The organism is Streptomyces sp. NRRL WC-3605 (assembly GCF_001509795.1).
Taxonomy (GTDB): Bacteria; Actinomycetota; Actinomycetes; order Streptomycetales; family Streptomycetaceae; genus Streptomyces; species Streptomyces viridochromogenes.
On the sequence record NZ_LLZN01000078.1, the window covers coordinates 42,132 to 66,873 of the forward strand.

General features: G+C 72.2%; 24 protein-coding genes. 15 read left to right on the forward strand and 9 right to left on the reverse strand.

Annotation, left to right across the window (positions count from 1 at the left end; genetic code table 11):
• Positions 1-45: 45 nt before the first annotated feature.
• Positions 46-234, reverse strand: coding sequence for a hypothetical protein (locus ADL34_RS25940; RefSeq protein ID WP_055624770.1), 189 nt, complete (start codon positions 232-234; stop codon positions 46-48).
• Positions 235-387: 153 nt separating this feature from the next.
• On the opposite strand from ADL34_RS25940, the gene ADL34_RS25945 reads away from it, so the two are divergent.
• The 5 genes from ADL34_RS25945 to ADL34_RS25965 all read left to right on the forward strand — a co-directional run bounded on the left by ADL34_RS25945 (position 388) and on the right by ADL34_RS25965 (position 6,049).
• Positions 388-1,266, forward strand: coding sequence for a winged helix-turn-helix domain-containing protein (locus ADL34_RS25945; RefSeq protein WP_079034312.1), 879 nt, complete (start codon positions 388-390; stop codon positions 1,264-1,266).
• A gap of 29 nt (positions 1,267-1,295) precedes the next feature.
• Positions 1,296-2,024: an HAD family hydrolase gene (locus ADL34_RS25950; protein WP_107115689.1), complete on the forward strand. Its 729-nt coding sequence runs from the start codon at positions 1,296-1,298 to the stop codon at positions 2,022-2,024.
• A gap of 136 nt (positions 2,025-2,160) precedes the next feature.
• Entirely contained in the window at positions 2,161-3,270 is a 1,110-nt protein-coding gene (locus ADL34_RS25955) for a phosphotransferase (RefSeq protein WP_062670546.1), read from the forward strand.
• Between the two features lie 52 nt (positions 3,271-3,322).
• Positions 3,323-3,964: a TetR/AcrR family transcriptional regulator gene (locus ADL34_RS25960; RefSeq protein ID WP_062670544.1), complete on the forward strand. Its 642-nt coding sequence runs from the start codon at positions 3,323-3,325 to the stop codon at positions 3,962-3,964.
• A gap of 51 nt (positions 3,965-4,015) precedes the next feature.
• Positions 4,016-6,049, forward strand: a complete 2,034-nt coding sequence (locus tag ADL34_RS25965; RefSeq protein ID WP_062670543.1) for a HelD family protein — start codon at positions 4,016-4,018, stop codon at positions 6,047-6,049.
• A 60-nt stretch (positions 6,050-6,109) separates the two neighbouring features.
• On the opposite strand, the gene ADL34_RS25970 is transcribed toward ADL34_RS25965, so the two are convergent.
• Positions 6,110-6,955: a nitroreductase/quinone reductase family protein gene (locus ADL34_RS25970; protein WP_062670541.1), complete on the reverse strand. Its 846-nt coding sequence runs from the start codon at positions 6,953-6,955 to the stop codon at positions 6,110-6,112.
• 196 nt (positions 6,956-7,151) lie between these two features.
• Here ADL34_RS25970 and ADL34_RS25975 point away from each other — a divergent pair, with 196 nt between their 5' ends.
• From ADL34_RS25975 to ADL34_RS25990, 4 genes are all read left to right on the forward strand, one after another.
• Entirely contained in the window at positions 7,152-7,691 is a 540-nt protein-coding gene (locus tag ADL34_RS25975; protein ID WP_062670539.1) for an HAD domain-containing protein, read from the forward strand.
• A 427-nt stretch (positions 7,692-8,118) separates the two neighbouring features.
• Positions 8,119-8,724, forward strand: a complete 606-nt coding sequence (locus ADL34_RS25980) for a helix-turn-helix domain-containing protein (protein ID WP_062670537.1) — start codon at positions 8,119-8,121, stop codon at positions 8,722-8,724.
• A 113-nt stretch (positions 8,725-8,837) separates the two neighbouring features.
• Positions 8,838-9,557, forward strand: coding sequence for a hypothetical protein (locus tag ADL34_RS25985; RefSeq protein WP_062670535.1), 720 nt, complete (start codon positions 8,838-8,840; stop codon positions 9,555-9,557).
• Positions 9,558-9,721: 164 nt separating this feature from the next.
• Positions 9,722-10,057, forward strand: coding sequence for a DUF2516 family protein (locus tag ADL34_RS25990; protein ID WP_079034315.1), 336 nt, complete (start codon positions 9,722-9,724; stop codon positions 10,055-10,057).
• 43 nt (positions 10,058-10,100) lie between these two features.
• Here the strand turns inward: ADL34_RS25990 and ADL34_RS25995 are convergent, their stop codons facing one another.
• From ADL34_RS25995 to ADL34_RS26005, 3 genes are all read right to left on the reverse strand, one after another.
• A complete protein-coding gene (locus tag ADL34_RS25995; RefSeq protein WP_062670531.1) occupies positions 10,101-11,408 on the reverse strand; it encodes a PP2C family protein-serine/threonine phosphatase in 1,308 nt (435 codons plus the stop codon).
• 306 nt (positions 11,409-11,714) lie between these two features.
• Positions 11,715-12,800, reverse strand: coding sequence for a C40 family peptidase (locus tag ADL34_RS26000; RefSeq protein WP_062670529.1), 1,086 nt, complete (start codon positions 12,798-12,800; stop codon positions 11,715-11,717).
• 212 nt (positions 12,801-13,012) lie between these two features.
• Positions 13,013-13,831 (reverse strand): class I SAM-dependent methyltransferase, encoded by an 819-nt coding sequence (locus ADL34_RS26005; RefSeq protein ID WP_234375112.1) that lies wholly within the window; start codon positions 13,829-13,831, stop codon positions 13,013-13,015.
• A 408-nt stretch (positions 13,832-14,239) separates the two neighbouring features.
• Between ADL34_RS26005 and mshA the strand changes: the two genes are divergently transcribed.
• The 3 genes from mshA (at position 14,240) to ADL34_RS26020 (ending at position 17,908) form a co-directional block, all read left to right on the forward strand.
• Complete coding sequence (gene mshA, locus ADL34_RS26010; RefSeq protein WP_062670525.1) at positions 14,240-15,577, forward strand: D-inositol-3-phosphate glycosyltransferase; 1,338 nt, start codon at positions 14,240-14,242, stop codon at positions 15,575-15,577.
• Entirely contained in the window at positions 15,570-16,070 is a 501-nt protein-coding gene (locus ADL34_RS26015; RefSeq protein WP_062670522.1) for a YbjN domain-containing protein, read from the forward strand. Before mshA ends, ADL34_RS26015 begins: the two co-directional genes overlap by 8 nt.
• Before the next feature lie 155 nt (positions 16,071-16,225).
• Positions 16,226-17,908, forward strand: a complete 1,683-nt coding sequence (locus ADL34_RS26020; protein WP_079034310.1) for a glycosyl hydrolase family 28-related protein — start codon at positions 16,226-16,228, stop codon at positions 17,906-17,908.
• Here the strand turns inward: ADL34_RS26020 and ADL34_RS26025 are convergent.
• Complete coding sequence (locus ADL34_RS26025) at positions 17,887-18,684, reverse strand: helix-turn-helix transcriptional regulator (protein WP_062670519.1); 798 nt, start codon at positions 18,682-18,684, stop codon at positions 17,887-17,889. The two genes, ADL34_RS26020 and ADL34_RS26025, sit on opposite strands and share 22 nt — an antisense overlap.
• Before the next feature lie 49 nt (positions 18,685-18,733).
• On the opposite strand from ADL34_RS26025, the gene ADL34_RS26030 reads away from it, so the two are divergent.
• Entirely contained in the window at positions 18,734-19,186 is a 453-nt protein-coding gene (locus tag ADL34_RS26030; protein ID WP_062670517.1) for a DUF2000 domain-containing protein, read from the forward strand.
• Positions 19,187-19,206: 20 nt separating this feature from the next.
• Here the strand turns inward: ADL34_RS26030 and ADL34_RS26035 are convergent, their stop codons facing one another.
• Positions 19,207-20,463, reverse strand: a complete 1,257-nt coding sequence (locus ADL34_RS26035; RefSeq protein WP_062670515.1) for an MDR family MFS transporter — start codon at positions 20,461-20,463, stop codon at positions 19,207-19,209.
• A 176-nt stretch (positions 20,464-20,639) separates the two neighbouring features.
• Between ADL34_RS26035 and ADL34_RS26040 the strand changes: the two genes are divergently transcribed.
• Positions 20,640-21,401 carry a phosphoglyceromutase gene (locus tag ADL34_RS26040; RefSeq protein ID WP_062670513.1) on the forward strand — a complete coding sequence of 254 codons (762 nt, stop codon included), beginning with the start codon at positions 20,640-20,642 and terminating at the stop codon, positions 21,399-21,401.
• Between the two features lie 484 nt (positions 21,402-21,885).
• Here ADL34_RS26040 and ADL34_RS26050 read toward each other — a convergent pair whose 3' ends face one another.
• Positions 21,886-22,476, reverse strand: a complete 591-nt coding sequence (locus tag ADL34_RS26050) for a hypothetical protein (protein ID WP_062670510.1) — start codon at positions 22,474-22,476, stop codon at positions 21,886-21,888.
• 447 nt (positions 22,477-22,923) lie between these two features.
• Positions 22,924-23,850 (reverse strand): SDR family NAD(P)-dependent oxidoreductase, encoded by a 927-nt coding sequence (locus ADL34_RS26055; protein ID WP_199835636.1) that lies wholly within the window; start codon positions 23,848-23,850, stop codon positions 22,924-22,926.
• 120 nt (positions 23,851-23,970) lie between these two features.
• On the opposite strand from ADL34_RS26055, the gene ADL34_RS26060 reads away from it, so the two are divergent.
• Complete coding sequence (locus ADL34_RS26060) at positions 23,971-24,636, forward strand: TetR/AcrR family transcriptional regulator (protein ID WP_062670508.1); 666 nt, start codon at positions 23,971-23,973, stop codon at positions 24,634-24,636.
• The last annotated feature ends 106 nt before the right edge of the window (positions 24,637-24,742 follow it).

The window sequence follows — 24,742 nt, forward strand, 5'->3', positions numbered from 1 at the left end:
ACGGCGTTCGGCCTGCGCTATTCGACGGTCCCTCGCGCGTACGACTCACAGGGCCGGGCCCGAGAAGAGGACGGCGAGGACGGCGGCACCGATGGAGCTGACGGCCGGGTTCCTGGCCTTGATGCCTATGGTGAGGAGGAGCAGGCCGATGAGGCCGGTGGCGCCGTACTTCCACTGGAGGAGCTGCTCGACGCCGACGACGAAGACGGCGGAGAGGAGTGCGAGGACGGGCATCGGTGTTTCCCCCTTCGATCTTCCGGGGATGGAAGGATTACTTCCGCCAACTCAACCAACTTGGTGCCAACTCTGAAGAGGTTGTCCCCACTTGGTCCCTAGTTTGAAACAAGCTACAAACAACTGCCGCCAGATGGGCACAAGTTGTAGCGTTTGGTCGTGACTCAGGAGAACGTGGCCGTGAACGGCAGCAGGAGACTCTCGCCGCAGGAGATCGCCGACATCCTGCGGGAACGCATCCGCGTCGGAGAACTCAAGGCCGGCGACCGCCTGCCCACCCAGGCCGAGCTCGCCGAGGAGTTCGGTGTCGAGCGCGGCACCGTGCGGCAGGCCCTGCGCGCCCTCCAGGAGGACGGACTCCTCACCAACGTCAGCAAGGGCAGCCCGCCGCGGATCGCCCTGCCGTCGCCCACGCGCGGTGCGCCGCAGCCGACGATGGTCGGCCTCGCCCCCCGCCTGGCCGAGGCGTTCTCCGCACCCCACGTGCGCGTGGACGTCGTCTGCCACACCTCCGAGACCCTGATGCTCGCCCTCGGCGAACCACTCCGCCTGATCCACGAGGGCTCGATACGCCCCGAGTCCGTCGACGTCCGCGTCCTCCTGCCGTCCCGCACGATCCACCTCGCCTTCCCGGTCTCCGTGAACGGCGGCGAGGGCGACGACCCGGTCCACAAACGGTGGCTGGAGATGCGCAACGCCCAGGCGCGCGTGCTGATGCACAACCTCCGGGCCCTGCGCTCCACGGTCGGCGTCGACGTCCGCGTCACCTTCCGGGCGCTGCCGTTCACCCCTCCGGTGAAGCTGTATCTCCTCAACGGCCAGGAGGCGCTGATCGGCTACTACGTCCTCACCGAACGGCAGGAGGAGTACGAGAGCCGCACTCTGGAGATGTACGACGCCCTCGGCTCGACGTCCCTGCTGTTCTCCTTCGTGGAGCAGGCCGGACAGCGGGACGCCGCGTTCGTGCAGGAATCGCAGAAGTGGTTCGACGCCCTCTGGGAAACCATCACGACTGACCTGACACTCTCCTAGTGACTCCTGATACGACGCACACTGAAGCGGTGGCAGCACACCCGGACGGCGAGACCGACGACCTGACGGCCCTGGTCGAGCGCGCACGCGTGGTGGTGTGGGACTTCGACGGCCCGATCTGCCGGCTCTTCGCCGGGCACAAGGCGGAGGGAGTCGCACGCGACCTGGTGAGCTGGCTCGAGGGACGCGGACTGCACAGCCTGCTGGACGAGGCCGAACGGGAGTCCCTCGATCCGCACGTCGTCCTGCGCGCCGTGAACCGCCGCCACCCGGGCAGCGACCTGGTCGCCGAGCTGGAGGAACGTCTCACCCAGGAGGAACTGCGCGCCGCCGCCTCGGCGATGCCCACCGCGTACGCGGACGTACTCATCCACACCTGGGCGGAGGTCGGCGCCCGCCTCGCCGTGGCGACGAACAACGCCCCGCGCGTCGTCCGCTCCTACCTCACCGACCGCAGACTCCTCCACCGGTTCCAGCCGCACATATACGGCCGCACCCAGGACCTCCAGTACCTCAAGCCCCACCCGCACTATCTGAACCGGGCCCTGAACGCGATGGGCGCGGCACCCGGCAGCGCCCTGTTCATCGGCGACACACCCACCGACTGGCAGGCGGCCGCGGAAGCGGGCGTGCCGTTCCTGGGCTACGCGCGCGACGAGCACAAGGGGAAGCTGCTGCGCCGGGCGGGCGCGGACCACGTCGTCATGGACCTCGACGAGGTGCTGCGGGCGGTCCGCGCCGCCGGGTCGCCGGGATAGCCGAGGCGGAACCCGTCCACCTTTCTCCGAAGGTTCTCCCCGAACGCGCCTCTCTCTTCTGGCACCATGCCCCCTCACAGGGGGATGCCGTGCCATTCCCGCCACCGGTGCGGGGTCAGTCGAGAGAGCGTGTGCGATGTCAGCCGAGCAGGTGTCCCCGATGCGGGAGAAGGTCGTCGAGTTGAGCGGCGGTGACGCGCGCGCGGTCGAGGGTCCGCTCAAGGGCTACCACCATGAGACGTATGTGATCTCCCTGCCCGGGACCGCCGGTGACAGCGAGGACGACGAGGAGGCCGAACCAGGCCGGGTCAAGTGCCGCGCCCCGCGTGAGCGGCTGCTGTGGTTCGACCGGCGGTGCTTCGTCTCGGAGGAGCAGCTGCTGGAGACGTTGCAGGGACGTATCTCCCGGATCCCACGCCTCGTCGACGCGGGGGGCATCCGGCTCCAGGAGTTCATCGAGGGACGCACGCTCGGGTCCGTGCACGGCCCCGGCCGGGCGGTCCCGGACCACGTTCTCGACCAGATCCTGCACCTGTTCGGCGAGTTGACCGCCGTCGCCCCCGGCACGGTCGGGGCCGGACGCCGGTGCTCGCCCGCGGACCGGGCCGAGGACCGGGACTCCGCCGGGTTCCTCGACGGGCTGATCCGGTTCGCGGAGGAGCGGGTGTACCAGGCCAACCGGGACGCCTTCGAAGGGCTCTTCGCCGCGCTCGGGGTGGACGACGACTCGTTCCGGTCCCTGCGCAAGCACGTCCTCGTCCCCGGTCTGACACGGCGGCCCTTCACCCTCCTCCACGCCGACCTGCACCGGGAGAACTTCGTCCTCGACCCCGCGGGCCGGCTGTGGACCATCGACTGGGAACTGGCCATGCTGGGCGACCCGCTGTACGACCTGGCCACGCACCTGCACCTCATGGGCTACCCGGCCGCGCAGGAGACCCGGGTGGTCGAACGCTGGAGCGCGGTGGCGGAACGCTCCGCCCCGGGCAGCACCGAGGGCTGGCGGGACGACCTGCCCCGGCTGCGGGACTTCAAGCGGGCGCAGAGCGTCTTCACCGACGTGATCCGGGCGACCCAGGTCCTCGGCGAGGGCGGCTCCTTCCACTGGCGGCGCTGGCTCACCGGGTCGGTCAGGGTGCAGCGCGTGCTGGAGCGGGCCGCCGTCCCGCTGGGCCTGGACGACGTGCCGACCCTGACGACGGTGGCCCGCTCGCTGCGCGACTGGCACCGGCGGCACCGCGGCTGACGCCCGCCGGACGGCTGCGGCCCGCCCCCGCCCGGCGCGTAGGCTCGCGTCCATGAGCGACGACGGCACCCCCGCCCCCGGCCTGCGGGAACGCAAGAAGCGGCGTATGTACGAGACCGTCTCCGAGACGGCCATCCGGCTCTTCCTGGAGAAGGGCTTCGACGCCGTGTCCGTCGCCGAGGTGGCCGCCGCCGCCGAGATCTCCAAGCCGACCCTCTTCCGGTACTTCCCGGCCAAGGAGGACCTCGTGCTGTACCGGATCGCCGATCACGAGGAGGAGGCCGCGCGCGTCGTGGCCGCGGCTGAGGGGTCGCCCGTCGAGGCGCTGCGGCGGGACTTCCTCGACGCGATCGAGCGCGGCGACCCCATCACCGGGCTCAACGACCACCCCCAGGTGCTCGCCTTCCACTCGCTCGTCTACGGCACTCCGGCCCTCGTCGCTCGGATGTACGGCTATCTCGAGCGGTCCGAGGCCGCGCTCGCCGAGGCGCTGGGCGGAGGGCTGGACGCGCGGCTCGCGGCCGGGCAGATCGTGGCCGTCCGGCGGATCCTCGCGGAGGAGAACTGGCGCCGGATCAAGGCCGGGGAGCCGCTGACGGAGGTCAGGAGGGACGCGATCGCGGCGGCGGAGCGGGCGTTCGGGCGGCTGGCGGCCGGGTTGCCGGAACTGGCCACCGAGCAGGCGGCTCGCTGAGTCACGGTAAATAATTTAACCGAGTTGCCTTTTCGGGTTAGGCTTGCGGGCATGACGCCTGCCGACCCCTCCGCCGACCTGCGCACCGCGCTCCTGGACGAGCGCGCCCATCACGACCGCTGCCGCCGCGCGCTCGCCGCCATGGTGGACGGCGCGGACCACCAGGTGGTCATCGGCGTCAACGCCTCCGCCTCCGGAGCCGACGCCGAGGTGCTGGGACGCCGGCTGCGCAGCCAGGCCAAGGCGCTGCGCGAACTGCCCGAGGGGCCGCTGTTCTTCGGACGGCTGGACTTCACGGGCGGCGACCGGCAGGCCGCCCTGCACATCGGCCGGCTGCGGATCAGCGAGCACCCCGCCGACCCGCCCCTCGTGGTCGACTGGCGTGCCCCCGTGGCCCGCGCCTTCTACCAGGCGTCCGCCCGCGACCCGCAGGGCGTGGCCGTACGGCGCCGGTTCGGGTGGGCGCCGGGCAGCCGGGGCGACTCCGGCGACCTCACCGGGCTGGAGGACGAGCACCTGGACCGTGGGGAGAGCCGGGTCAGCGAGATCGTCGCCCGGGAGATCGAGCGGCCGCGCGTCGGGCCGATGCGGGACATCGCCGCCACCATCCAGCCCGAGCAGGACGACCTCGTACGCGGCGACCTCGCCGTCTCCCTGTGCGTGCAGGGCGCACCGGGCACCGGCAAGACCGCCGTCGGCCTGCACCGCGCCGCCTACCTGCTCTACACCCACCCGCAGCGCATCCGGCGCGGCGGCCTGCTGATCCTCGGGCCGAACCCGACCTTCCTGTCGTACATCTCCGAGGTGCTGCCCGCGCTGGGCGAGACCGGGGTGCGCCAGTCCACGCTGGCCGGCGAGATCGCCCGGCATCCGGTCCGCGGGACCGACGACGACCGGGCCGCCCGGCTGAAGCACGACGTCCGGATGGCGGAGGTGCTGCGTCGGGCGCTGTACGCGCGCGTGGCGCGCGCCGGGGGCCTGGCCCCGCTCGTGCTGGCCGACGGCTCCTACCGGTGGCGGGTCCCGGTGGAGGCGCTGCGGCGGATCGTCGAGGAGGTCCGGGCCGAGGAGCCGCCGTACGCGGTGGGGCGGGAGCGGGTGCGGTCCCGGGCCGTGCGGCTGCTGCGGGAGCAGGCCGAGCGGCGCGCCGGACCGCAGACCGCCGGCTGGGTGCAGCGGGTGTCGCGGGGGCGGGCGGTCGGCGCGTACGTGGAGGCGGTCTGGCCGAAGGTGCGGCCGGAGGAGGTCGTCGCCGGACTGTTCACGGACCCGGAGGTGCTGGCGGCCGCCTCCGCGGGGGTGCTCGACGACGACGAGCGGAAGGCGCTGCTCTGGGCGAGACCGCCGCGCTCGTGGAAGTCGGCCCGCTGGTCGGCCGCCGACCTGGTCCTCCTGGACGAGGTCGCCGGGCTGATCGAGCGCCCGCAGGGGTACGGCCATGTCGTCGTCGACGAGGCGCAGGACCTGTCGCCGATGGAGTGCCGGGCGATCGCGCGCCGCTGCCCGTTCGGCTCGCTGACCGTCCTGGGGGACCTGGCGCAGGGGACGACGCCGTGGGCCGCGCGGGACTGGGCGTCGGCGATGGCGCACCTGGGCAAGCCGGACGCGGCGGTCGTCGCGCTGACCACCGGGTTCCGGGTGCCGCGCGCGGTCCTGGAGCTGGCCGACGGTCTGCTGGCGCGGCTGGCGGTGGCGGTGCCGCCGGCCCGTTCGCTGCGTGGGGACGGGGAGGTGCGGTTCCGGGCGGCCGGGGACGACCTGCCGGGTGCCGTCGTCGGGGCGGTCCGGGACACGCTGGGGCGTGAGGGGTCCGTGGGGGTGATCACGGCCGACGCGGACGTGGCCCGGGTGCGCGAGGCGCTGGCGGCCGCCGGGATCGCGGCGGGGCGGGCCGACGAGCCCGGGGAGCGGGTCGTCCTCGTGCCGGCGAGTGTGGTGAAGGGACTGGAGTACGACCATGTCGTCGCCGTGGAGCCGGCGGCGATCGCGGAGGCGGAGGAGCGCGGGCTGCACCGGCTGTACGTGGTGCTGACGCGGGCGGTGGCGGGGCTGGAGGTCGTGCACGGGAGGCCGCTGCCCTTCTGAGCAGGTCGTGCACGGGAGGCCGCTGCCCTTCTGAGCGGCGGCCTCCCCGCGGGTGGCCCGTCAGCCGGCGGCGTCCAGGAGGGGGATCAACTGCTCCTCCTCGTACGTCAGATGGGCCTCCAGTTCCGCCGTCAGCCGGGCCACCTCCTCGCGCGCGGCGTCCGGCTCGCCCGCCACCCCGTCCTCCCCGACGGCCCGGCGCAGCCGCTCGACGAGGTCGGCGATGCGCTCGTGCTCCTCGCGCAGGCGGGCCAGCACGGGCGCGTGGCCCGGGTGGCGGTCGGCGAGGAACGGGAACAGCGCGGTGTCCTCACCGGTGTGATGGTTGTGCAGGCCCTGGCAGAACGTGAGGCAGTTGACGCGCAGCTGGGCGCCCAGGGTGGAGCCGCCCTTCGCCATCTCATCCCGGATGAGGGCCAGTTCGCGGCGGAAGGCGTCGTGCACGACCTTGATGGCCTCGCCCATGGAGGAGGCGTTGATGTGCGGCGGGCCCTGTGTGATCTCGTACAGGGCGATCACCGGGATCACCCGCCGCGTCCGCTCCTGGTAGGCGGCCCAGCCGGGATCGGCCTCGACGGCCCGCGCGAACGCCCGGTCCCGTTCCTCGCCCTCCAGGACGACCGCGCGCGCCGGGTAGGTGAACGCCCCGGCCTCCACGGTGACCTCGGGGTGGGCGACGAGGTTGTGGTACCACGCCGGGTGCCTCGGGGAGCCGGCGGCCGAGGCGATGACCAGGACGCGGTCGCCGCCGTCCGGCAGATAGGCCACCGGGGTGGTGTGGGGGCGCCCGGTGCGGGCGCCGGTGGTGGTGAGGAGGAGCAGCCGGCCGCCTTCGAAGGGGCCGCCGACGCGGCCCTTGTTGGCGCGGAACTCCTCGATGACCTGCTGATTGAAGTCGTGGGGCATGTCGGGGTGTCTGGTCTCTTTCTCTTCGCGGTGTCCTTTGGGAGGGAAGCGGAGAGAAAGAGGCGGGCCTCTGGCCCGCGCCCATGGCCTCACTCAGAGGCCGGGCAACACCCAACTCGCTCACGGCACAAGGCCGACCCGGCAGTCATGCGGTCGACGGTAGCGCAGGGCCCGCCCAAGGGCGATGCTGTTTTCGATGCTCCTGTTCCTCGACGTCGACGGCACGCTCATCCCCTTCGGGTCGCAGCGGCCCTACCCCCTGTTCGAAGCGCCCCACACCTCGCCCGGACCTCCCGCCCACCCTCTCCTCTCCCGGGTGGACCCCACCCTCGGCGCCCGGCTGCGGCGGCTCGCGCGGCTCGGGTGCGAGCTGGTGTGGGCGACGACCTGGCTGGACGACGCGAACGCCGCCCTCGCGCCCTGGCTCGGCCTGCCTCCGCTGCGGCTGGTCGACTGGCCCGACGAGGACGCCGAACCGTGGCTCGGCACCCGCACCCCGCACTGGAAGACCCGGCCCCTGGTGGCCTGGGCGGCGGGCCGGGCGTTCGTCTGGGTCGACGACGAGATCACCGACGTGGACCGCGCCTATGTCGCCGCCCACCACCCCTCCCCGGCCCTCCTCCACCGCGTCGACCACCGCCAGGGCCTCACCGACCGGGACTTCACGGTGCTGGAGGAGTGGATCGCGGGCGGCGGTGGAAGCCGGGGCACGACGCCAGGGAATCCCGGCCGCTGACCGCGGCGCCGCCGGCGGAGGTCGCCGAGATCACCCGCCAGGAAAGTCGGTCGACGTGGACCACTGCGCGAGAGATCCTCGACTCTTCCACTCCGAGTACTCGGAACTCCGCGCGGCCGGGTTCTCCCCGTCGGGCCTCACCCTGGCGGTCGCGACCAGCGGCGACCTCACCCTCTGGACCCGCCCCGGCCTCCACTTCGAAGGCGCCTGAGCGCTTCGAGCATGATCGCTGCCGTGGCGCAGTTCCAGCACGCGGATCCGGACGTCGTCGCCTTCGCGGTGGAAGATCCACCGGTCTGCGGCGGGTTCGGCCTCGAACTGGGCATGGGTTCCAGGGGACTCGGGTGGAGACGCTGCACGGGTGGTGTGGCGCACTTTTGCAAGCGGGTGCTTGCAAAAGTTAGCGACGGTGCGGCACAGTGGGGGCATGGCATCCCTCAACGTCGGCAATCTCGGCGAGTACCTGCGCGAGCAGCGGCGCACCGCGCAGCTGTCGCTGCGGCAGCTCGCCGATGCCGCCGGGGTGTCCAATCCGTACCTGAGCCAGATCGAGCGCGGGCTGCGCAAGCCGTCCGCGGAGGTGCTGCAGCAGGTCGCCAAGGCCCTGCGGATCTCCGCGGAGACGCTGTACGTCCGCGCCGGCATCCTCGACGCCGAGCGGGACCGGGACGAGGTGGAGACGCGCGCCGTCATCCTGGCCGACCCGACCCTGAACGAGCGCCAGAAGCAGGTGCTGCTCCAGATCTACGAGTCCTTCCGTAAGGAGAACGGCTTCGGGATATCCCCCGAGACCACGGAAGCGGAGGCGGACGCGGAGACGGCGGCCGAGCGCATCGCCGACGCCGTGGAGGATCTGGCCGGCGGCTCGCAGGACGGCGGCGAAGACCCCGACGCCGAGGCCGACGATGACGGTGGCCGCGAGGACACCGCGCGCCGCCCCCGAGCCACCCGCACACCCCGCACGACCCGTACGTCCGACGGCAGCGACGCCGGCCCGGAGAACCCGACCGGCCCGCAGCGGTCGGCCGGCTGACCGTGGACCGCCGCACGCGCCCCGTGCGTCGGCCGCTCCTCGGGTGCCAGCCGTCCGGCCGGCCGCGGGTACCCAGAACCCTCATCTGATAGCGACCCGGGAGGACCCTCACCATGGCCATCACCGACGACCTGCGCAAGACCCTCAGCGACCCGACCCCGCTCTACTTCGCCGCCGGCACCGCCGACCTCGCCCTCCAGCAGGCCAAGAAGGTGCCGGGACTGGTGGAGCAGCTGCGCACCGAGGCGCCGTCGCGGTTCGAGGCCGTGCGCAGCACCGACCCGAAGGTCGTCCAGGAGAAGGCCGCCGCCCGCGCCAAGGAGGCCGGTGCCAAGGCCAAGGAGGCCCAGGAGGCCCTGCAGGCCAAGGTCACCGAGTTCGTCGGCGGCCTGGACACCGACCTCAAGAAGCTGGGCAGCAGCCTGGACGCCGACTTCAAGAAGTTCGGCAGCAACCTCGACGCCGACCTGAAGAAGTTCGGCGAGAGCGCTCAGGACCTGGCGCTGCGCACCATCGGCGTCGCCGCCGAGTACGCCGTGCGGGCCCGCGAGACCTACGAGAAGGTCGCCGAGCACGGCGAGCAGGCCGTGCGGACCTGGCGTGGCGAGGCGGCCGAGGAGATCGAGGAGTTCGCGATCGCCGTCGAGCCGGACGCCAAGCCGGTCGAGGTCAAGGAGGCCAAGCCCGCGCCCGCCGCGGCCAAGCCCGCCGCCCCGGCCAGGCCCGCGCCCGTGAAGACCGAGCCGGCCGCCGCGCAGGCGAAGAAGGCCCCGGCCAAGAAGGCACCGGTGCGCAAGGCCACCGCCAAGAAGACGACCCCGCCGGCCAAGTAGCGCCGACCGCGCCCGCCGGGTCACCCGGGCGGGTGAAGAACGAGCACGGAGAGCGGGCCGGGCACTTACCGAGTGCGCGGCCCGTTCTCCGGGTAACGGTCCTGCGGATGCGGGTACGGTGACCGCGTAGACACAAGCTGATTCAGGTGGTGGACGTTGTGCTGATGCAGGGCTTCGCGGGGTTCATGTGGCTGCTGAGCGTGGCCCTGATCCTCTTCAGCGGCTTCGCGCTGATCGACGCGGCCGTCCGCCGGGAGGACGCCTACCGGGCGGTCGACAAGCAGAGCAAGGCCTTCTGGCTGATCGTCCTCGGGCTCGCCTTCGTGGTGAACCTGATCTTCAACATCCTGTCGTTCCTGCCGATCATCGGCCTCATCGCGACGATCGTCTACATGGTCGACGTCCGCCCCGCCCTGCGGGGCCTGTCGGGCGGCGGCCGTCCGCGCAGAGGCGGCTCCAGCAGCGACGGCCCCTACGGGCCGTACAACGGGGGCCGCTGACCGGTGACGACGAGCGGAGGGCGCCGGCCCGGACCGGTCGCCCTTACGCCGACCGGTCGAGCAGCAGTACCGCCACGTCGTCCGTCAGCTCACCGCCGTTGAGGTCCCGGACCTCGTTGACGGCCGCCCTCAGCAGTTCCTCGCCGCGCAGTCCCTCGCCGAGCTGCCGGCGGACCATGTCGACCATGCCGTCCTGGCCCAGCCGCTCGCGGCCCTCGCCGACACGGCCCTCGATCAGGCCGTCGGTGTAGAGCATCATGCTCCACTCGGCCCCGAGCTCCACCTGCATCCGCGGCCAGCGCGCGCCGGGCACCAGCCCGAGCGCCGGGCCGTTGTTGTCGTACGGCAGCAGCCGTGCTGCCCGGCCGGGGCGGGCCAGCAGCGGGGACGGATGCCCGGCCAGGCAGAGCCCGGCGCGGCGCCCGTCCGGCGCTATGTCGACGGTGCACAGCGTCGCGAAGATCTCGTCGTCGCTCCGCTCGTGCTCCAGCACCTGCTGGAGCGTGTCCAGCAGCTGGTCGCCGCAGAGCCCGGCCAGCGTCAGCGCCCGCCACGCGATGCGCAGCTCCACGCCGAGCGCGGCCTCGTCGGGCCCGTGCCCGCACACATCGCCGATCATGGCGTGCACGGTGCCGTCCGCGGTGCGCACGACGTCGTAGAAGTCACCGCCGAGCAGGGCGCGCGAGCGTCCCGGGCGGTAGCGGGCGGCGAACCGCAGCGAGGAGCCCTCCAGCAGCGGGGTCGGCAGCAGGCCGCGCTCCAGGCGCCGGTTCTCCTGCGCCCGCAGCCGTCCCTCGGCGAGCCGCCGCTCGGCCGTGTCGGAACGTTTCCTCTCCACGGCGTAGCGGATCGCCCGGCTCAGCAGCCGGCCGTCCAGCTCGTCCCGGAACAGATAGTCCTGCGCGCCGACGCGCACGGCCTCGGCGCCGCGCTCGGCGTCACCGGAGGCGGTGAGGGCCAGCACGGCGTGCCGGGGCGCGAGCTCCAGGACGTGCTTGAGCACGCCGAGCTCGTCGTCGTCCTCGCCCGACCGGGCGGGCGCGGGCAGCGCCAGGTCCAGCAGGATGCAGTGGACGTCGTCGGTGAGCAGCCGCGCGGCCTCGGTGAGGTTGCGGGCGGTGCGCACCCGGATGGGCTTGCCGGCCGAGTCGAGCATCTCGGGCACGACCGTCGAGCCGCCGGGATCGTCCTCGATCAGCAGCAGCGTCAGATTGGTGTGCGGGGCGTTCTCGACCGTCTGTTCCTTACGCGGGGCCTCGTCCGTGAAGGTGCCGCCGCCTGGGGAAGCGGCCTGCGCCTGACCTGTCTCCACGGCCGGGATCGCTCTCTGCCGCGGTACGGGTACGGGCATTGTCGTGAGTTCCTTCCCTCCCCCCGAGGGCAGGCAGAACGAGGGTCCTCGATCCACCGACGGGGACCATAGCGGGTGCCGGCGCCGCAGCGGAATGGCGCGGGGCACGTCCTGCGGACCCTCGCCCCTGTCATATGCCGCGTTTGCTACCGCAGTTGGACAGGCCGACGGGGCCCCGGGGATGACGAACGTCACGTCCGTGACGGAGACGTGGGGGATGTGACGTGGACTGGGTCACGTGGTGGCGGTCACCACGGGACCCTCACACGGGGAGTCACGAGGAGAGTCACAAGACCCCCTGAAACATCACGCATCGGGACGGACCACTCCGAGGATCCGCATCGAACCGGCGCCCGCCACGGTCACCGTGCGGCCGGGCCGCGGGGCGTGGATGATGGCGCCGTCCCCGACGTACATCGCCACATGGCTGGCGTCGGTGTTGTAGATGATGAGGTCGCCGGGGCGCATGTCCTCGACCGGGATGTGCTTGAGCCGCTTCCACTGCTCCTGGGACGTCCGGGGGATCGGGCGTCCCGCGCTCGCCCACGCCTGTGAGGTCAGCCCCGAGCAGTCGTACGTCTTCGGGCCCTCGGCGCCCCACTCGTACGGCTTGCCCAGCTGCTCGGTGGCATAGGCGACGGCCTTGCGGCCCTGCTCGGACGCCTTGGTCTTGAGGTCCTCGAGGATGCCGGAGTCCAGCCAGGCGGTCTGCGCCTTGCGCGCGGCAGCCGCCTCCAGCTCGGCCAGGCGCTCCCGCTCCTCCTTCTCGAGCTGCGACTCCAGGTCCTCCGCGGCCTTGATCTGCTTCTCGATCTTCTTCTGGGCGGCCGCCTTGGCCTTGCGGCCCTCCTCCAGTCGCCGCCACTGCGCGGAGGCGTCCTTCGCGTACTGCTCCAAGTCCTGCTGGGTGCGCGTCATTTCGGCCAGCAGGCCCTTGGTGGCGCGCTGCCCCTGGAGCACCCGGCGGGTGTTGTCGAGGAAATGCTGCGGGTTGTCGCTGAGCATCAGGTGCGCCTCGTCCGGCAGTCCGCCGGAGCGGTACTGGGCGGCGGCGGCCGCGCCGGCGCGCTTCTTCAGCTCGGCGAGCTTTTCCTTGCCCTTGACGATCTTCTTCGCCAGTTCGACGATCTCGGCCGACTGCCTCTCGGCGGCCTCCTCGGCGGCGTTGTACTCGTCGGTGGCGACGGAGGCGGCGTGGTAGAGCTTCTCCAGTTTCGTGCGGACGGCTTCGAGCTCCTCGTTGGTCACCGGAGCCGGGTCGGCGGAGGCCGAGGCGCTGGGCGAGGGGGTCGGGGAGGGTGCCGCGAACGCGGTGCCCGGTGCCGCCAGGACGGTGACCGCGCAGACGACGGTCACGGCCACTGTGATCAGGCCGCGCTTGCCCGTGCCCATACCTGTGCCCCCAAACTGATGTCCCGTCAGTAACTTAAGGCGTCCGGGGGATCGTGCCATGTCGACGCGCAAAGTGACAGAGGTCTGCTTTCCCCCGTCCCCTCCCGGTCATGACGATCACCCCGCCTTTGTGACGAACGACTCAGGGAGATCGTTCCCCGCAGGTCAGCGGGGCCGCGTGGGGCACGGGCCGCCCGCCGTGACCGGAGGGGTCAGCTCCGGGGCGCCAACGCCGCCCAGTCCACGCTCACTTCGCCCTGGCGCCAGCGCGCCGGGCCGTCCGTCACCGGCCAGTCCGCCGTCAGCTGACGCACGGTCCGGATCCAGCGCTGGCGCGCCCCGTAGGAGGCGTAGGGTGCGGCGGCGGCCCACGCGCGGTCGAAGTCCCGCAGGAAGGCGTGCACGGGTTCACCGGGGACGTTGCGGTGGATCAGCGCCTTGGGGAGCCGCTCGGCGAGGTCCGACGGCCGTTCCAGCGAGCCCAGCCGGGTCGCGAACGTGACCGTGCGCGGCCCTTCCGGGCCGAGCGCCACCCACACGTGCCGGCGCCCGATCTCGTCGCAGGTCCCCTCGACCAGCAGCCCGCCCCGTGAGCCGGTCACCGGATCGGCCGGGGCGAGCCGGGCGCACAGCCGCTCCCACACCCCGGCGACCTCGTCCTCGTCGTACTGGCGCAGCACGTTCGCCGCGCGGACGAGATACGGGCGCTGGGGGAGGGGGATCTCGAAGCCGCCGTGCCGGAAGACGAGCCCGTCGCGTGCGTACGGCTGTGCGGCGGCCACCCGGGCCGGTTCGATCTCGACGCCGACGACCCGCACCCGGGGCGCGACCGCCCGCAGCCTGCCGAGCAGTTCCACGGAGGTCCAGGGGGCGGCGCCGTACCCGAGGTCGACCGCCACGGGGTCGGCGGCCCGGCGCAGCTCGGCCCCGTGGGCGTGGGCGATCCAGCGGTCCATGCGCCGCAGCCGGTTGGGGTTGGTGGTGCCGCGCGTCACCGACCCCACGGGGCGGTGGGCTGCGCGGGCTGTCATGGCTACGAGGGTAAGGGGCGGGCGCGCCCCGCTGTTGGGGCTGCCGTCCTGATCAGGCCGTCGTCCCGATGGGATCACCCCCGTGATGGGGACGCCGTACTGATGGGATCGCCGCCGAGATGGGGGCCCCGTCCTGATGGGATCGCCGCCTGATGGGGCCGCCGTCCTGATGAGGCTGCCGCCGTGGAGGAGGCCGCCGCACTGATGAACCCGCCGCATGGGGACCCGCGCGCGGGGAACCCGGTCCCGGTGACGCACTCTGCCGTCGAACGGTTGAGCGACAGCCGGTAACGCCTCGGCAAAAACCGCCCCGCCAGGAATGGGAACCCCGTCTTCCGGCGTTGCACCGCGGTGGAGGGCGTAGCGACCCTCTGTCCGGCATGCCCGCAGGCCAAGGAGGAACGCCACGTGAGCCAGTACGTCAGCAGGCTCGGGCGTCGCTCTCCGGCGGCCCCCTCCCGGCTCAGGCTGCACCGCCGCCCCCGCCGGGTCGCCATGCTCTCCGTGCACACCTCACCGCTGCACCAGCCCGGCACGGGCGACGCCGGCGGCATGAACGTCTACATCGTCGAGCTCGCGCAGTGCCTGGCCGCGATCAACATCGAGGTCGAGATCTTCACGCGGACGACCGCCGCGGACCTCCCCCCGGTCGTCGAGCTGGCGCCCGGCGTCCTCGTCCGGCACGTCGACGCGGGCCCCTACGAGGGCCTCAACAAGGAGGACCTGCCCGCCCAGCTGTGCGCCTTCACCCACGGCGTCATGCAGGCCTGGGCCGGTCACCGCCCCGGCCACTACGACCTCGTCCACTCGCACTACTGGCTCTCCGGCCACGTCGGCTGGCTCGCCGCCCAGCGCTGGGGCGTCCCCCTGGTGCACGCCATGCACACCATGGCCAAGGTCAAGAACGCCAACCTGGCCGACGGGGACACGCCCGAACCGGCCGCCCGCGTCATCGGCGAGACCCAGATCGTCGACGCCGCCGACCGGCTCATCGCCAACACCGAGGAGGAGGCCGACGAACTGGTAAGGCACTACGCCGCCGACCCGGACAAGGTCGCCGTCGTCCACCCCGGGGTGAACCTCTCCCGCTTCTCACCGGCCGACGGCCGGGCCGCCGCCCGCGCCCGCCTCGGCCTCCCGCAGGACGCCCTGATCCCGCTCTTCGCGGGCCGCATCCAGCCGCTGAAGGCGCCGGACATCCTGCTGCGCGCGGTCGCCGTCCTGCTGGACGAGCGCCCCGAGCTGCGCTCCCGCGTCCTGGTCCCGGTCGTCGGCGGCCCGAGCGGCAGCGGCATGGCGAAGCCCGAGGGGCTGCAGAAGCTCGCCGCCCGCCTCGGTATCGCGGATGTCGTACGGTTCCGCCCGCCGGTCGGGCAGGAGCAGCTCGCGGACTGGTTCCGGGCGGCGTCGGTGCTGGTCATGCCGTCGTACAGCGAGTCGTTCGGGCTGGTCGCCATCGAGGCGCAGGCCGCGGGCACCCCCGTGCTGGCGGCCGCCGTGGGCGGGCTCCCGGTGGCCGTGGCGGACGGCCGGACGGGCTTCCTGGTCGAGGGCCACAATCCGGCCGCCTACGCGCGCGTGCTGCGCGCCTTCGCCGACGACCCGCAGCTGTGCCCGCGGATGGGGGACGCGGCGGCGCGGCACGCCCAGTCGTTCGGCTGGGACACCGCGGCGGCCGCCACGGCGGAGGTCTACTCGGCCGCGGCCCAGACGTATCGCCGTCGCGTACGCTCCCACCATGGCTGACGCACAGAAGGCGGCGCAGGTCGTCGAGGGAGCACTGAAGGACGCCGAACTGGAGTGGGAGAGCCCCGAGCCGGGCACCTACGTCGTCACGCTCCCCGGCACGCGGAAGCTGTCCACGACGGTCTCCTTGATCGTCGGCCGCCACTCCCTCTCCCTGAACGCCTTCGTCATCCGCCACCCCGACGAGAACGAGTCCGGGGTCCACCGCTGGCTCCTGGAGCGCAACCTCAAGCTGTACGGCGTCGGTTACGCCGTCGACCGGCTCGGCGACGTGTACGTCACCGCCCGGCTGCCGCTCGCCTCGATCACCCCCGACGAGATCGACCGTCTCCTCGGCCAGGTCCTGGAGGCCGCCGACGGCGCCTTCAACACCCTCCTGGAGCTCGGGTTCGCCTCCGCGATCCGCAAGGAGTACGAGTGGCGGGTCGCACGCGGCGAGTCCACGCGCAACCTGGACGCGTTCAGCCACCTGACCAAGAAGTCCGACGGCTGACGGAAGCTCCACCCCACCCAGCACAGCACTTCACCCCTGCGCACCCTCTTCCCGTCGCAGGGCCCTCGTGGCATGCTCACCACCCGACGCACTTCTGAACATCGTTCACATCCATGAAAAGCGGCTATGAAAAGCGGCATGGAGGGCGTACGGACATGGGCGACGCGCATCTCACCAGACGGTCCCTGCTCGGCGGGGCCACGGCCGTGGCACTCGCCGCGACGGCCGGACCGGCGGCCCGGGCGGCGACCCTGACCGAGCCGGCACCCGGCACCCCGCAAGTCCCCGCCCTCTGGCACGAGTTCACGCGCACCCCCTACGCCCACCCGCAGATCCCCTACGTCGGCCGGGCCGGCCGACGCGGCGGGGACCGCCACCGGCCCCGCCCCCGCGTCGTCGCCGACGTCCGCGCCTTCGGCGCCGTGCCGGACGGCACCACCGACTGCGCCCCCGCGATCAACCGTGCCATCGCCGCAGCCGGACGGGCCGGCGGTGGCACGGTCACCATCCCGCCCGGCACCTGGCGCATCGACGACGTGATCCGCGTAGGCCACTCGAACGTCGTCCTGCGCGGCGCCGGCAGCGGCCGTACGACCCTGCTCGCCACGAAGAACCTCACCGAGCTGATCGGCGTATACGGCTCCCGCTACGGCGGCGACAAGTCGTCCTGGTCCTGGGCCGGTGGCCTGATCTGGCTCGCCCCCGAGGCCCGTTGGCGGTCCCTGACCGACGCCATCCGCGCGCGGGACTGGCCGTTCGAGGGCTGGACCGGCAACCGGCGCGACGAGTGGCGCACCCTCACCACCGTCGCCCCCGCCCGCCGCGGCTCCTGGACGGTCCGGGTGGCCGACCCGTCGGCGCTGCGCCCCGGCGCCCTCGTGCTGCTGCGCCTCGCCGACGACGCCGGGCACACCCTCCTGGAGCACATGAGCGGCGACGGTCCGGGCGCCGAGGCGTACACCTGGGACGACAAGACGAAGCTGACCTCGTACGTGCCCTACGAATGGCCGGTGCGCGTCAGCCGTATCCGGGGCCGTGAGGTCACCCTCGAACGGCCGCTGCCGCTCGACGTGCGCCCCGAGTGGGACCCCCGGCTGACCACCCACGTGGAGGAGCTGACCGGGGCGGGCGTGGAGGGGCTCACCCTGGAGGCGGTGGAGACCCCGCAGCAGCCGCACCTCCTCGACAAGGGCTACAACGGCGTGGTCCTGCAGTGCGCCTACGACTGCTGGGTGCACGACGTGACGGTCCGCCACGTCGACAACGGCTTCGGCCTGGTGGCCGCCTCCGCCTGCACGCTCACGCACACGCGCGTGGCGGGCCGCGGCGTGCACCACCCGTACTTCTGCCGCGAGGGCGCGCACGACAATCTGGTCGACGACTTCACGATCGAGGCACGCACCACCCCCGCCCCCGCGAACACCCAACTGCACGGCATCAACGTCGAGGGCCTGTCCTCCCACAACGTCTGGTCGCGCGGCGACATGCGCATGGGCACCTTCGACAGCCATCGCGGGCTGCCCTTCGCCAACGTCCGCACCGACATCACCGTCCTCAACGACGGGCGCCACGGCGGCGACGCGAGCGCCGGACCGCTGTTCGGAGCGCGCTTCACCCACTGGAACGTACGGGTCGTCAACGGCCGCGCCGGCATGATCCGCCTCGACGGCCTCGCACCGCACTCCGCCACCGTCGGCCTCAACGAGGTCAGCGAGTTCGGCCAGATCGACGTGCCCGACTTCACCGGCGACCTGCACGCCCGCCTGGAGCTGTACGGCACCACCGGCGTCGTACGGCCCCGCAATCTGTACGACGCTCAGCGCGCGCTGCCGCGGTAGCGGCCCGGGGTGACACCCACCAGCCGGCGGAAGTGCCGGGTGAGGTGCGACTGGTCGTAGAAGCCGGTCGCGGCGGCCACCTCGGCCGGCGCCCGGCCCTCCAGCAGCAGCCGGCGGGCGCGGTCGACCCGGCGGGACATCAGGTACTGGTGCGGGGCGATGCCGTACGCGGCGCTGAACGACCGGACCAGATGGGTGGGATGCGCCTGCACCAGCGCCGCCGCCTCGTCCAGGGCGAGTCCCGGCACCACCCGCTCGTCGAGGAGTTCGCGCAGCCGGCGGGCGAGCACCGTGTCGCGCCGGCCGGCCGGGGCCGCCGTCCTCGGGAGCAGGCACGCGCGCAGCCGGTCGCCGATGAGGGTCAGCCGGCTGTCGGCCTCCAGTTCGTCGCCGGGGAGGGCGAGCGCCGCGTGCAGCTGTCCGACGCGGCGCCGCAGCACCGGGTCGCGCAGGTCGGGCGAGTCCACGGCCGGGCCGATCAGGTCGTCGCCGAGCCGGGTGCCGTCCAGGTACAGGACGCGCTTGCGGAAGCCGTGCGGCGTGGCGGGGGAGCCGTTGTGCGGGACGTGCGGCGGCAGCAGGGACACCGTGTCGTGCGGGGTGCCGTGCTCGTGCCGGTCCAGGTCGTAGCGCACGGCGCCGTCGTCCACGATGAGCAGCGTCCACGCCTCGTGGACGTGCATCGGGTACGCGTAGTCGGTGAAGTGGGCGTGGAAGACCTCGGTGACGCCCGGGACGCGGGGACGCCACGCGGTGACCTCCTCGCGGGTGCCCATGCAAAGAACGTACAAGACCGGGCCGTACGGCGTCGGAGAGTCTCGCCGTATGAACGCTGAAGCACCCGTGCACGACGGGGCGGCCGCCCCCGTCCGTTTCGACACCAAGATCGCCGTGCTGCTGCGCGAGGACCTGGAGACCTGGCAGCGGCTGAACGTCACCGCGTTCCTGGTCAGCGGCCTGGGCACGCGGCTCCCCGAGGTGATCGGGGAGCCGTACGAGGACGCGGACGGCGTCCCCTACCTGCCCATGTTCCGCCAGCCGGTGCTGGTCTTCGAGGGCACCAAGGAGACCCTGACGGCCGCCCACGCCCGCACGCTCTCCCGTGCGCTGCCCCGCGCCCTGTTCACCTCCGACCTCTTCGCGACCGGCCACGACGGCGCGAACCGGGCGGCGGTACGGGCCGTGGGCACGGACGCGCTGGACCTGGTGGGGCTCGCGGTGTACGGGCCGAAGAACGCCGTGGACAAGGTGCTCAAGGGGGCGCGGATGCACCCCTGAGCGGCGTTCTTCAGCGCCGGTCAGGCCGCGCTGGTCTCCGGCTTGGACACGGTCACGGGGACGGTGGCGCCGGGCGCGTCGGCGGGCAGCCGGCGCGTCAGCACGCCGTACCCGGCCGCCGCGACCGTGCCGACGGCCGCGCACAGCGCCCACAGCCAGGCGGCGCCGAGGTGGTCGATGACGAGGCCCGACATCAGCGGGGCGACCAGGGCCGCCACCGACCAGGACAGCGTGTACACGCCCTGGTAGCGGCCGCGTCCGTGGGCCGGGGACAGGCGGACGACCAGGCCCGTCTGGGTGGGCGCGTTGAGCATCTCGCCGATCGTCCACACGCACACGGTCAGCGCGAAGACGCCGACCGACCCGGCGAACGCGGTGAGCCCGAAGCCGTAGCCCGCGATCAGGGACGACACGACGAGGATGCGGCCGGCGTCCCGGCGTTCGATGAACCGGGTGACCGGGATCTGGAGCGCGACGATCAGGACGCCGTTCACGGCGATCGCGAGGCCGTAGTCGGCGGGGGAGAACCCGGCCGCGCCCATGGCGACCGGCAGCCCGACCGCGCCCTGCTGGAAGACGAGGGCGACCAGGAAGCACAGCCCGACGACCGCCATGAAGCGCCGGTCGCGCAGCACCGTCCCGAGCCCGATCTCCTCGCCGTGCTTCCCCGTGTCCGCCTTCACGGGCCGCGACTCCGGGAGCTTCAGGAAGACGACCACGGCGCACACGGCCGTCATTCCGGCCTCCAGCAGGAAGCCGGCGCGGTAGCTGACCTCGGCGATGAACCCGGCGGCCATGGAGGAGACGGCGAAGCCCAGGTTGATGGCCCAGTAGTTGAGCGAGAAGGCCCTGACCCGGTCCTCGGGCCGCACGATGTCCGCCATCATCGCCTGCACGGCCGGCCGGGAGGCGTTCGAGGCGGCGCCCACCGCGAAGGCGACGGCGGCGATGGCCGCGGGGTGCTGCACGAAGCCGAGCACCGCGACCGACACGGCGGTCGCCGACTGCGCGATCAGCAGCGTCGGCCGGCGGCCGAGCCGGTCGGCCATCACGCCGCCGCCGAGGGAGGAGACGACCCCGCCGAGGCCGTGGAGCGAGGCGACCAGACCGGCGTACGAGGCGGACTGGCCGCGCTCCAGGGTCAGGTACAGGGCCATGAAGGTGGCGACGAAGGCGCCGAGCCGGTTCACCAGCGTGCTCGTCCACAGCCACCAGAACTCACGGGGGAGCCCGGAGACGGTCTCCCTGGCGGCGCGTCTGACGGCGGCGAGTGACATCAGGGATCCCCCCACGGACGAGCCGGACACCGGCAGCGGATGTAAGTAGCCAGAACGGCATCCGCAACTTACAAAGCCGGGGCGGGGGCGAGCCACTCGATTAACAGATCCCGTCAACCGTCCGCCTGCTGGGCGGGGCCGCCGGGGGCGCGAACCCGTGGATTACGCTCTGAGGCATGGCCGACGCACCGTACAAGCTGATCCTCCTCCGCCACGGCGAGAGCGAGTGGAACGCGAAGAACCTGTTCACCGGCTGGGTGGACGTCAACCTCAACGAGAAGGGCGAGAAGGAGGCGGTCCGCGGTGGCGAGCTCCTGAAGGACGCCGGACTCCTGCCCGACGTGGTCCACACGTCGCTCCAGAAGCGCGCGATCCGCACGGCCCAGCTGGCGCTGGAGGCGGCCGACCGCCACTGGATCCCGGTCCACCGCTCGTGGCGCCTGAACGAGCGCCACTACGGCGCCCTGCAGGGCAAGGACAAGGCCCAGACCCTCGCCGAGTTCGGCGAGGAGCAGTTCATGCTGTGGCGTCGCTCCTACGACACCCCGCCGCCCCCGCTCGCCGACGACGCCGAGTTCTCCCAGTTCTCCGACGCTCGCTACGCGACCCTCCCGCCGGAGCTGCGCCCGCGCACGGAGTGCCTCAAGGACGTCGTCGTCCGCATGCTGCCGTACTGGTTCGACGCGATCGTCCCCGACCTGCTGACCGGCCGCACGGTCCTGGTGGCTGCCCACGGCAACTCGCTGCGCGCCCTGGTCAAGCACCTGGACGGCATCTCGGACGCCGACATCGCGGGCCTCAACATCCCGACGGGCATCCCGCTCGCCTACGACCTGGACGCCGACTTCAAGCCCCTCACCCCGGGCGGCCGCTACCTCGACCCGGAGGCTGCGGCGGCGGCGATCGAGGCGGTCAAGAACCAGGGCAAGAAGAAGTAGCCCCAATGATCATGCCTCCCACCTGCGCATACGGCGCGGGTGGGAGGCATTTTCACGGCCTGGGACCACTCTGGGCCCTCAGTCCTCCGGGCCCTGCGGTCGGAGTGCCTGGCCGAGGGCCCTCCGAGCACGCTTCCGACTGCTGGGCATGAGGTGCGCGTACACCTTCAAGGTCAGACCCGGATCGGAGTGACCGAGGTACTCGGCAAGGGCCTTGATGCTCTCCCCTGCGTCCAGCAGAACGGACGCGTAGAAGTGCCGCGGGGCGTGCATGTCGTGCCTCGCGAGCGGCTGCGTACTCGCGGCTCTTGGCGGCCCGCCGAAACCCGGCGGCTCTTCCGCCGCCGACAACACCAACCTCGCATCGTGCGTGGGTAGGCGGCCGGCACGTCCGCCATGTCATCGACGCGTGACCCCATGAGTTCTGATCAATAGGTTCTGCCTTCTTGGTCACACGGGCCCGTCATCAGCCACACTGCACCTCTTACCAGCCGTGCTGGGCGTCCCCCAATACGGTGCTGCCCAGGTGCGCGGCGAGTTTCTCGGCGCGTGGAAGGTCGCCCCACTTGTCGACGTGAACGAAGACAGTGTGGCGGTCAGTCGGTTGCAACCAGTTGACGTCATCGCAGTTGAAGAGAACTTCCACGCCGTCGTATTTGGCATGCCCATATGAATCCGTCTCTGCGTCGTCCGGCCACCTACCGTGCAAGCCGATCGAGGCAGTTCCCTGCCTCACGGCCCTCACGAACCGGTCCTCCACCGTGCCCGGTGGGACGTAGTGCAAGACGGACAGAGGCAGTTCCGGCTCCAGCAAGCGGTGGTGGGCCGTAAGGATGTCCAAGCCGAAGTCCAGAGACTCACCTGTCACCGGGTCCTTCCGAGAACCGGCATAGTTGAAGTCGGCCTCGGGCAGCACCGTCGCGAACCGCCGCGCATCCTCGACAGTCAGCACGTCGGCCATCAGGGTCACCTCGTCGCCGCGTTCCTCCAGCAGATCGTTCAGGCGCAGTGCTTGCGTCCACGCCTCCATGGCGTCAGTGGTACGGAAGACGGGGTACGCCCGTGAACTGCCCATGCGCCCCACCTTCGCACGCAGCAGTGGGGATGCTCGGGGGAGGGCTCCATACCTCCTTCAATAGAAGCGACCGCATCGGATGAAGCACCTGGTGAGTGAGGCCCGGGGTGGCACCGCCGGGCTCTCTCTGGGTGCTCCGAGGTCGACAGACGACGGCGGTCCCCTCGTCCGTGACCTCTATCCCGAACTCGTCGCCGAGCTGGTCTCCCTCCTGGAGGGGGAAGGGGAGCGGGAGTTGGCCCTCTCCGCGCGGGACCTGCGGCTCGTCGAGGCGTGTGGGTGCGGGGACGACTTCTGTCAGAGTTTTCGGACCGCGCCCCATCCGCCGGGGCAGCCGTACGGGCCCGGGCATCGGTGCGTGTGCCTTCCCCCCCTCGCGCGGCATGCTGAACCTCGACGTCGTCGACGGCCGCATCATGTGCGTCGAAGTGCTGGACCGCCCGCCGCTCAGGACGCCGCCGCGACCCGCCCGACCGGGAACGACACCCCCGTCAGTTCCTCCGACACCGTCCACAGGCGGTGCATGACCGTCTCGTCGTGTGAGGCGGCGCTGGACTCGACCGGCTTCGGGTAACCCCGGATCTCGCCGCGGCCGCCGGGGCCGTAGTACTGGCCGCCCGTGACGGCCGGGTCGGTGGCCGCGCGCAGGGTGGGCAGGGCGCCCATCGCGGGGCTCTGCGTCAGCAGCGGGGTGAGGCGGCTGACCGGCACCCGCAGCGGGGCCGGGATGTTGCGCAGCAGCTCGGTGTTCGACACCCCGGGATGCGCCGCCGCCGCGATCGTCGTGCCGTGCGGGGCGAGCCGGCGCTGCAGTTCGTACGTGAAGAGCAGGTTGGCCAGCTTGGACTGGCCGTATGCGCCCGTGCGGCTGTACGACCGCTCCCACTGCAGGTCGTCGAAGTGGATCGCGGCCCGGATGCGGTGTCCGACGCTGCTGACGTTGACGACACGGGAGCCGGGGACCGGCAGGAGCCGGTCGAGCAGCAGGCCGGTGAGGGCGAAGTGGCCCAGGTGGTTCGTGCCGAACTGCATCTCGAAGCCGTCGGCGGTGGTCTGCTTCGGCGTGTACATCACGCCGGCGTTGTTGATCAGCAGGTCGATGCGCGGATGCGCGGCGCGCAGGGCGGCCGCCGCTGCCCGGACCGAGTCCAGGGAGGTCAGGTCGAGGGCCTGGACGGCGACGTCGCCGGTGATGCGGGCGGCCGCCCGTTCCCCCTTCGCCACGTCCCGCACGGCCAGGACCACCGTCGCCCCGTGCTCCGCGAGCATCCGGGCGGTCTCGAAGCCGAGCCCTGTGTTGGCGCCGGTCACGATCGCCACCCGGCCGCTCTGGTCGGGGATGTGCTGTTCGGCCCACTTCTCGGTCACGGTCATCGCCTTCTCCTCAGCTCGCTTCGGCAGCTGTAACGAACCGCCGGTCTGTTACGAGTCCCGAGCGTAAGGGACCGCTGGTCTGATAGCAAGAGACCGGTGGTCCGTAAGTTAGGCTGAGGCGTGACTTTCCAGCGGGCGCGAAGCGAGGAGCAGCGGCAGGCCCGCCGCCGGGCCATCCTGGACACGGCGGCGGCGATGCTCGACGAGATGCCGGTGGCCGAGCTGAGCCTGAACGAGCTCAGCCGCCGCGTGGGCCTGGCCAAGTCGAACGTCCTGCGCTACTTCGAGTCCCGCGAGGCGGTCCTGCTCGAACTCCTCGACGACTTCCTGGGGTGCTGGATCACCGAGCTGGAGCGCGAGCTGGCCGAGGGGGTCGACGCGCACGCCCCCGCCGAGGTCCGGGCGGCCCAGCTCGCGGACGTCCTCAGCCGCTCGCTCGCGGACCGTACGGTGCTCTGCGACCTCTTCGGCGCCCAGGGCGGCGTCCTCGAACGCAACGTCTCCGTCGAGGTCGTCAAGCGCCACAAGCGCGCCTCCCTCGCCAGACTCGAGGCCGCGACCGAGCTGCTGTGCCGCCATGTGCCCGAACTCGGCGAGGGTGCCCAGCTGTTCTGCCTGATGGGCCTCGCCTCGGCGGGCGCGCTGTCGTCGTACGTCCCCCCGCCGCCCAGCGTCCTCGCCGCCTACGCCGAGGAGCCCGCCCTCGGCGTCCTGCACATCGAGCTGCGCGAGGCCCTGCGGACCGCCTTCACCTCGATGCTGCTGGGTGTCCTCCCGCGCGGATGAGGGCGGCGTGCGATCGCGGTCCAGAGGGCCCGGTCGCGGCTGTTCTTCCTGCTCAGCCGTCCCATGCGGCAGTCACCCGCCCGCCGCCCGCCCCCACCCCACCCCC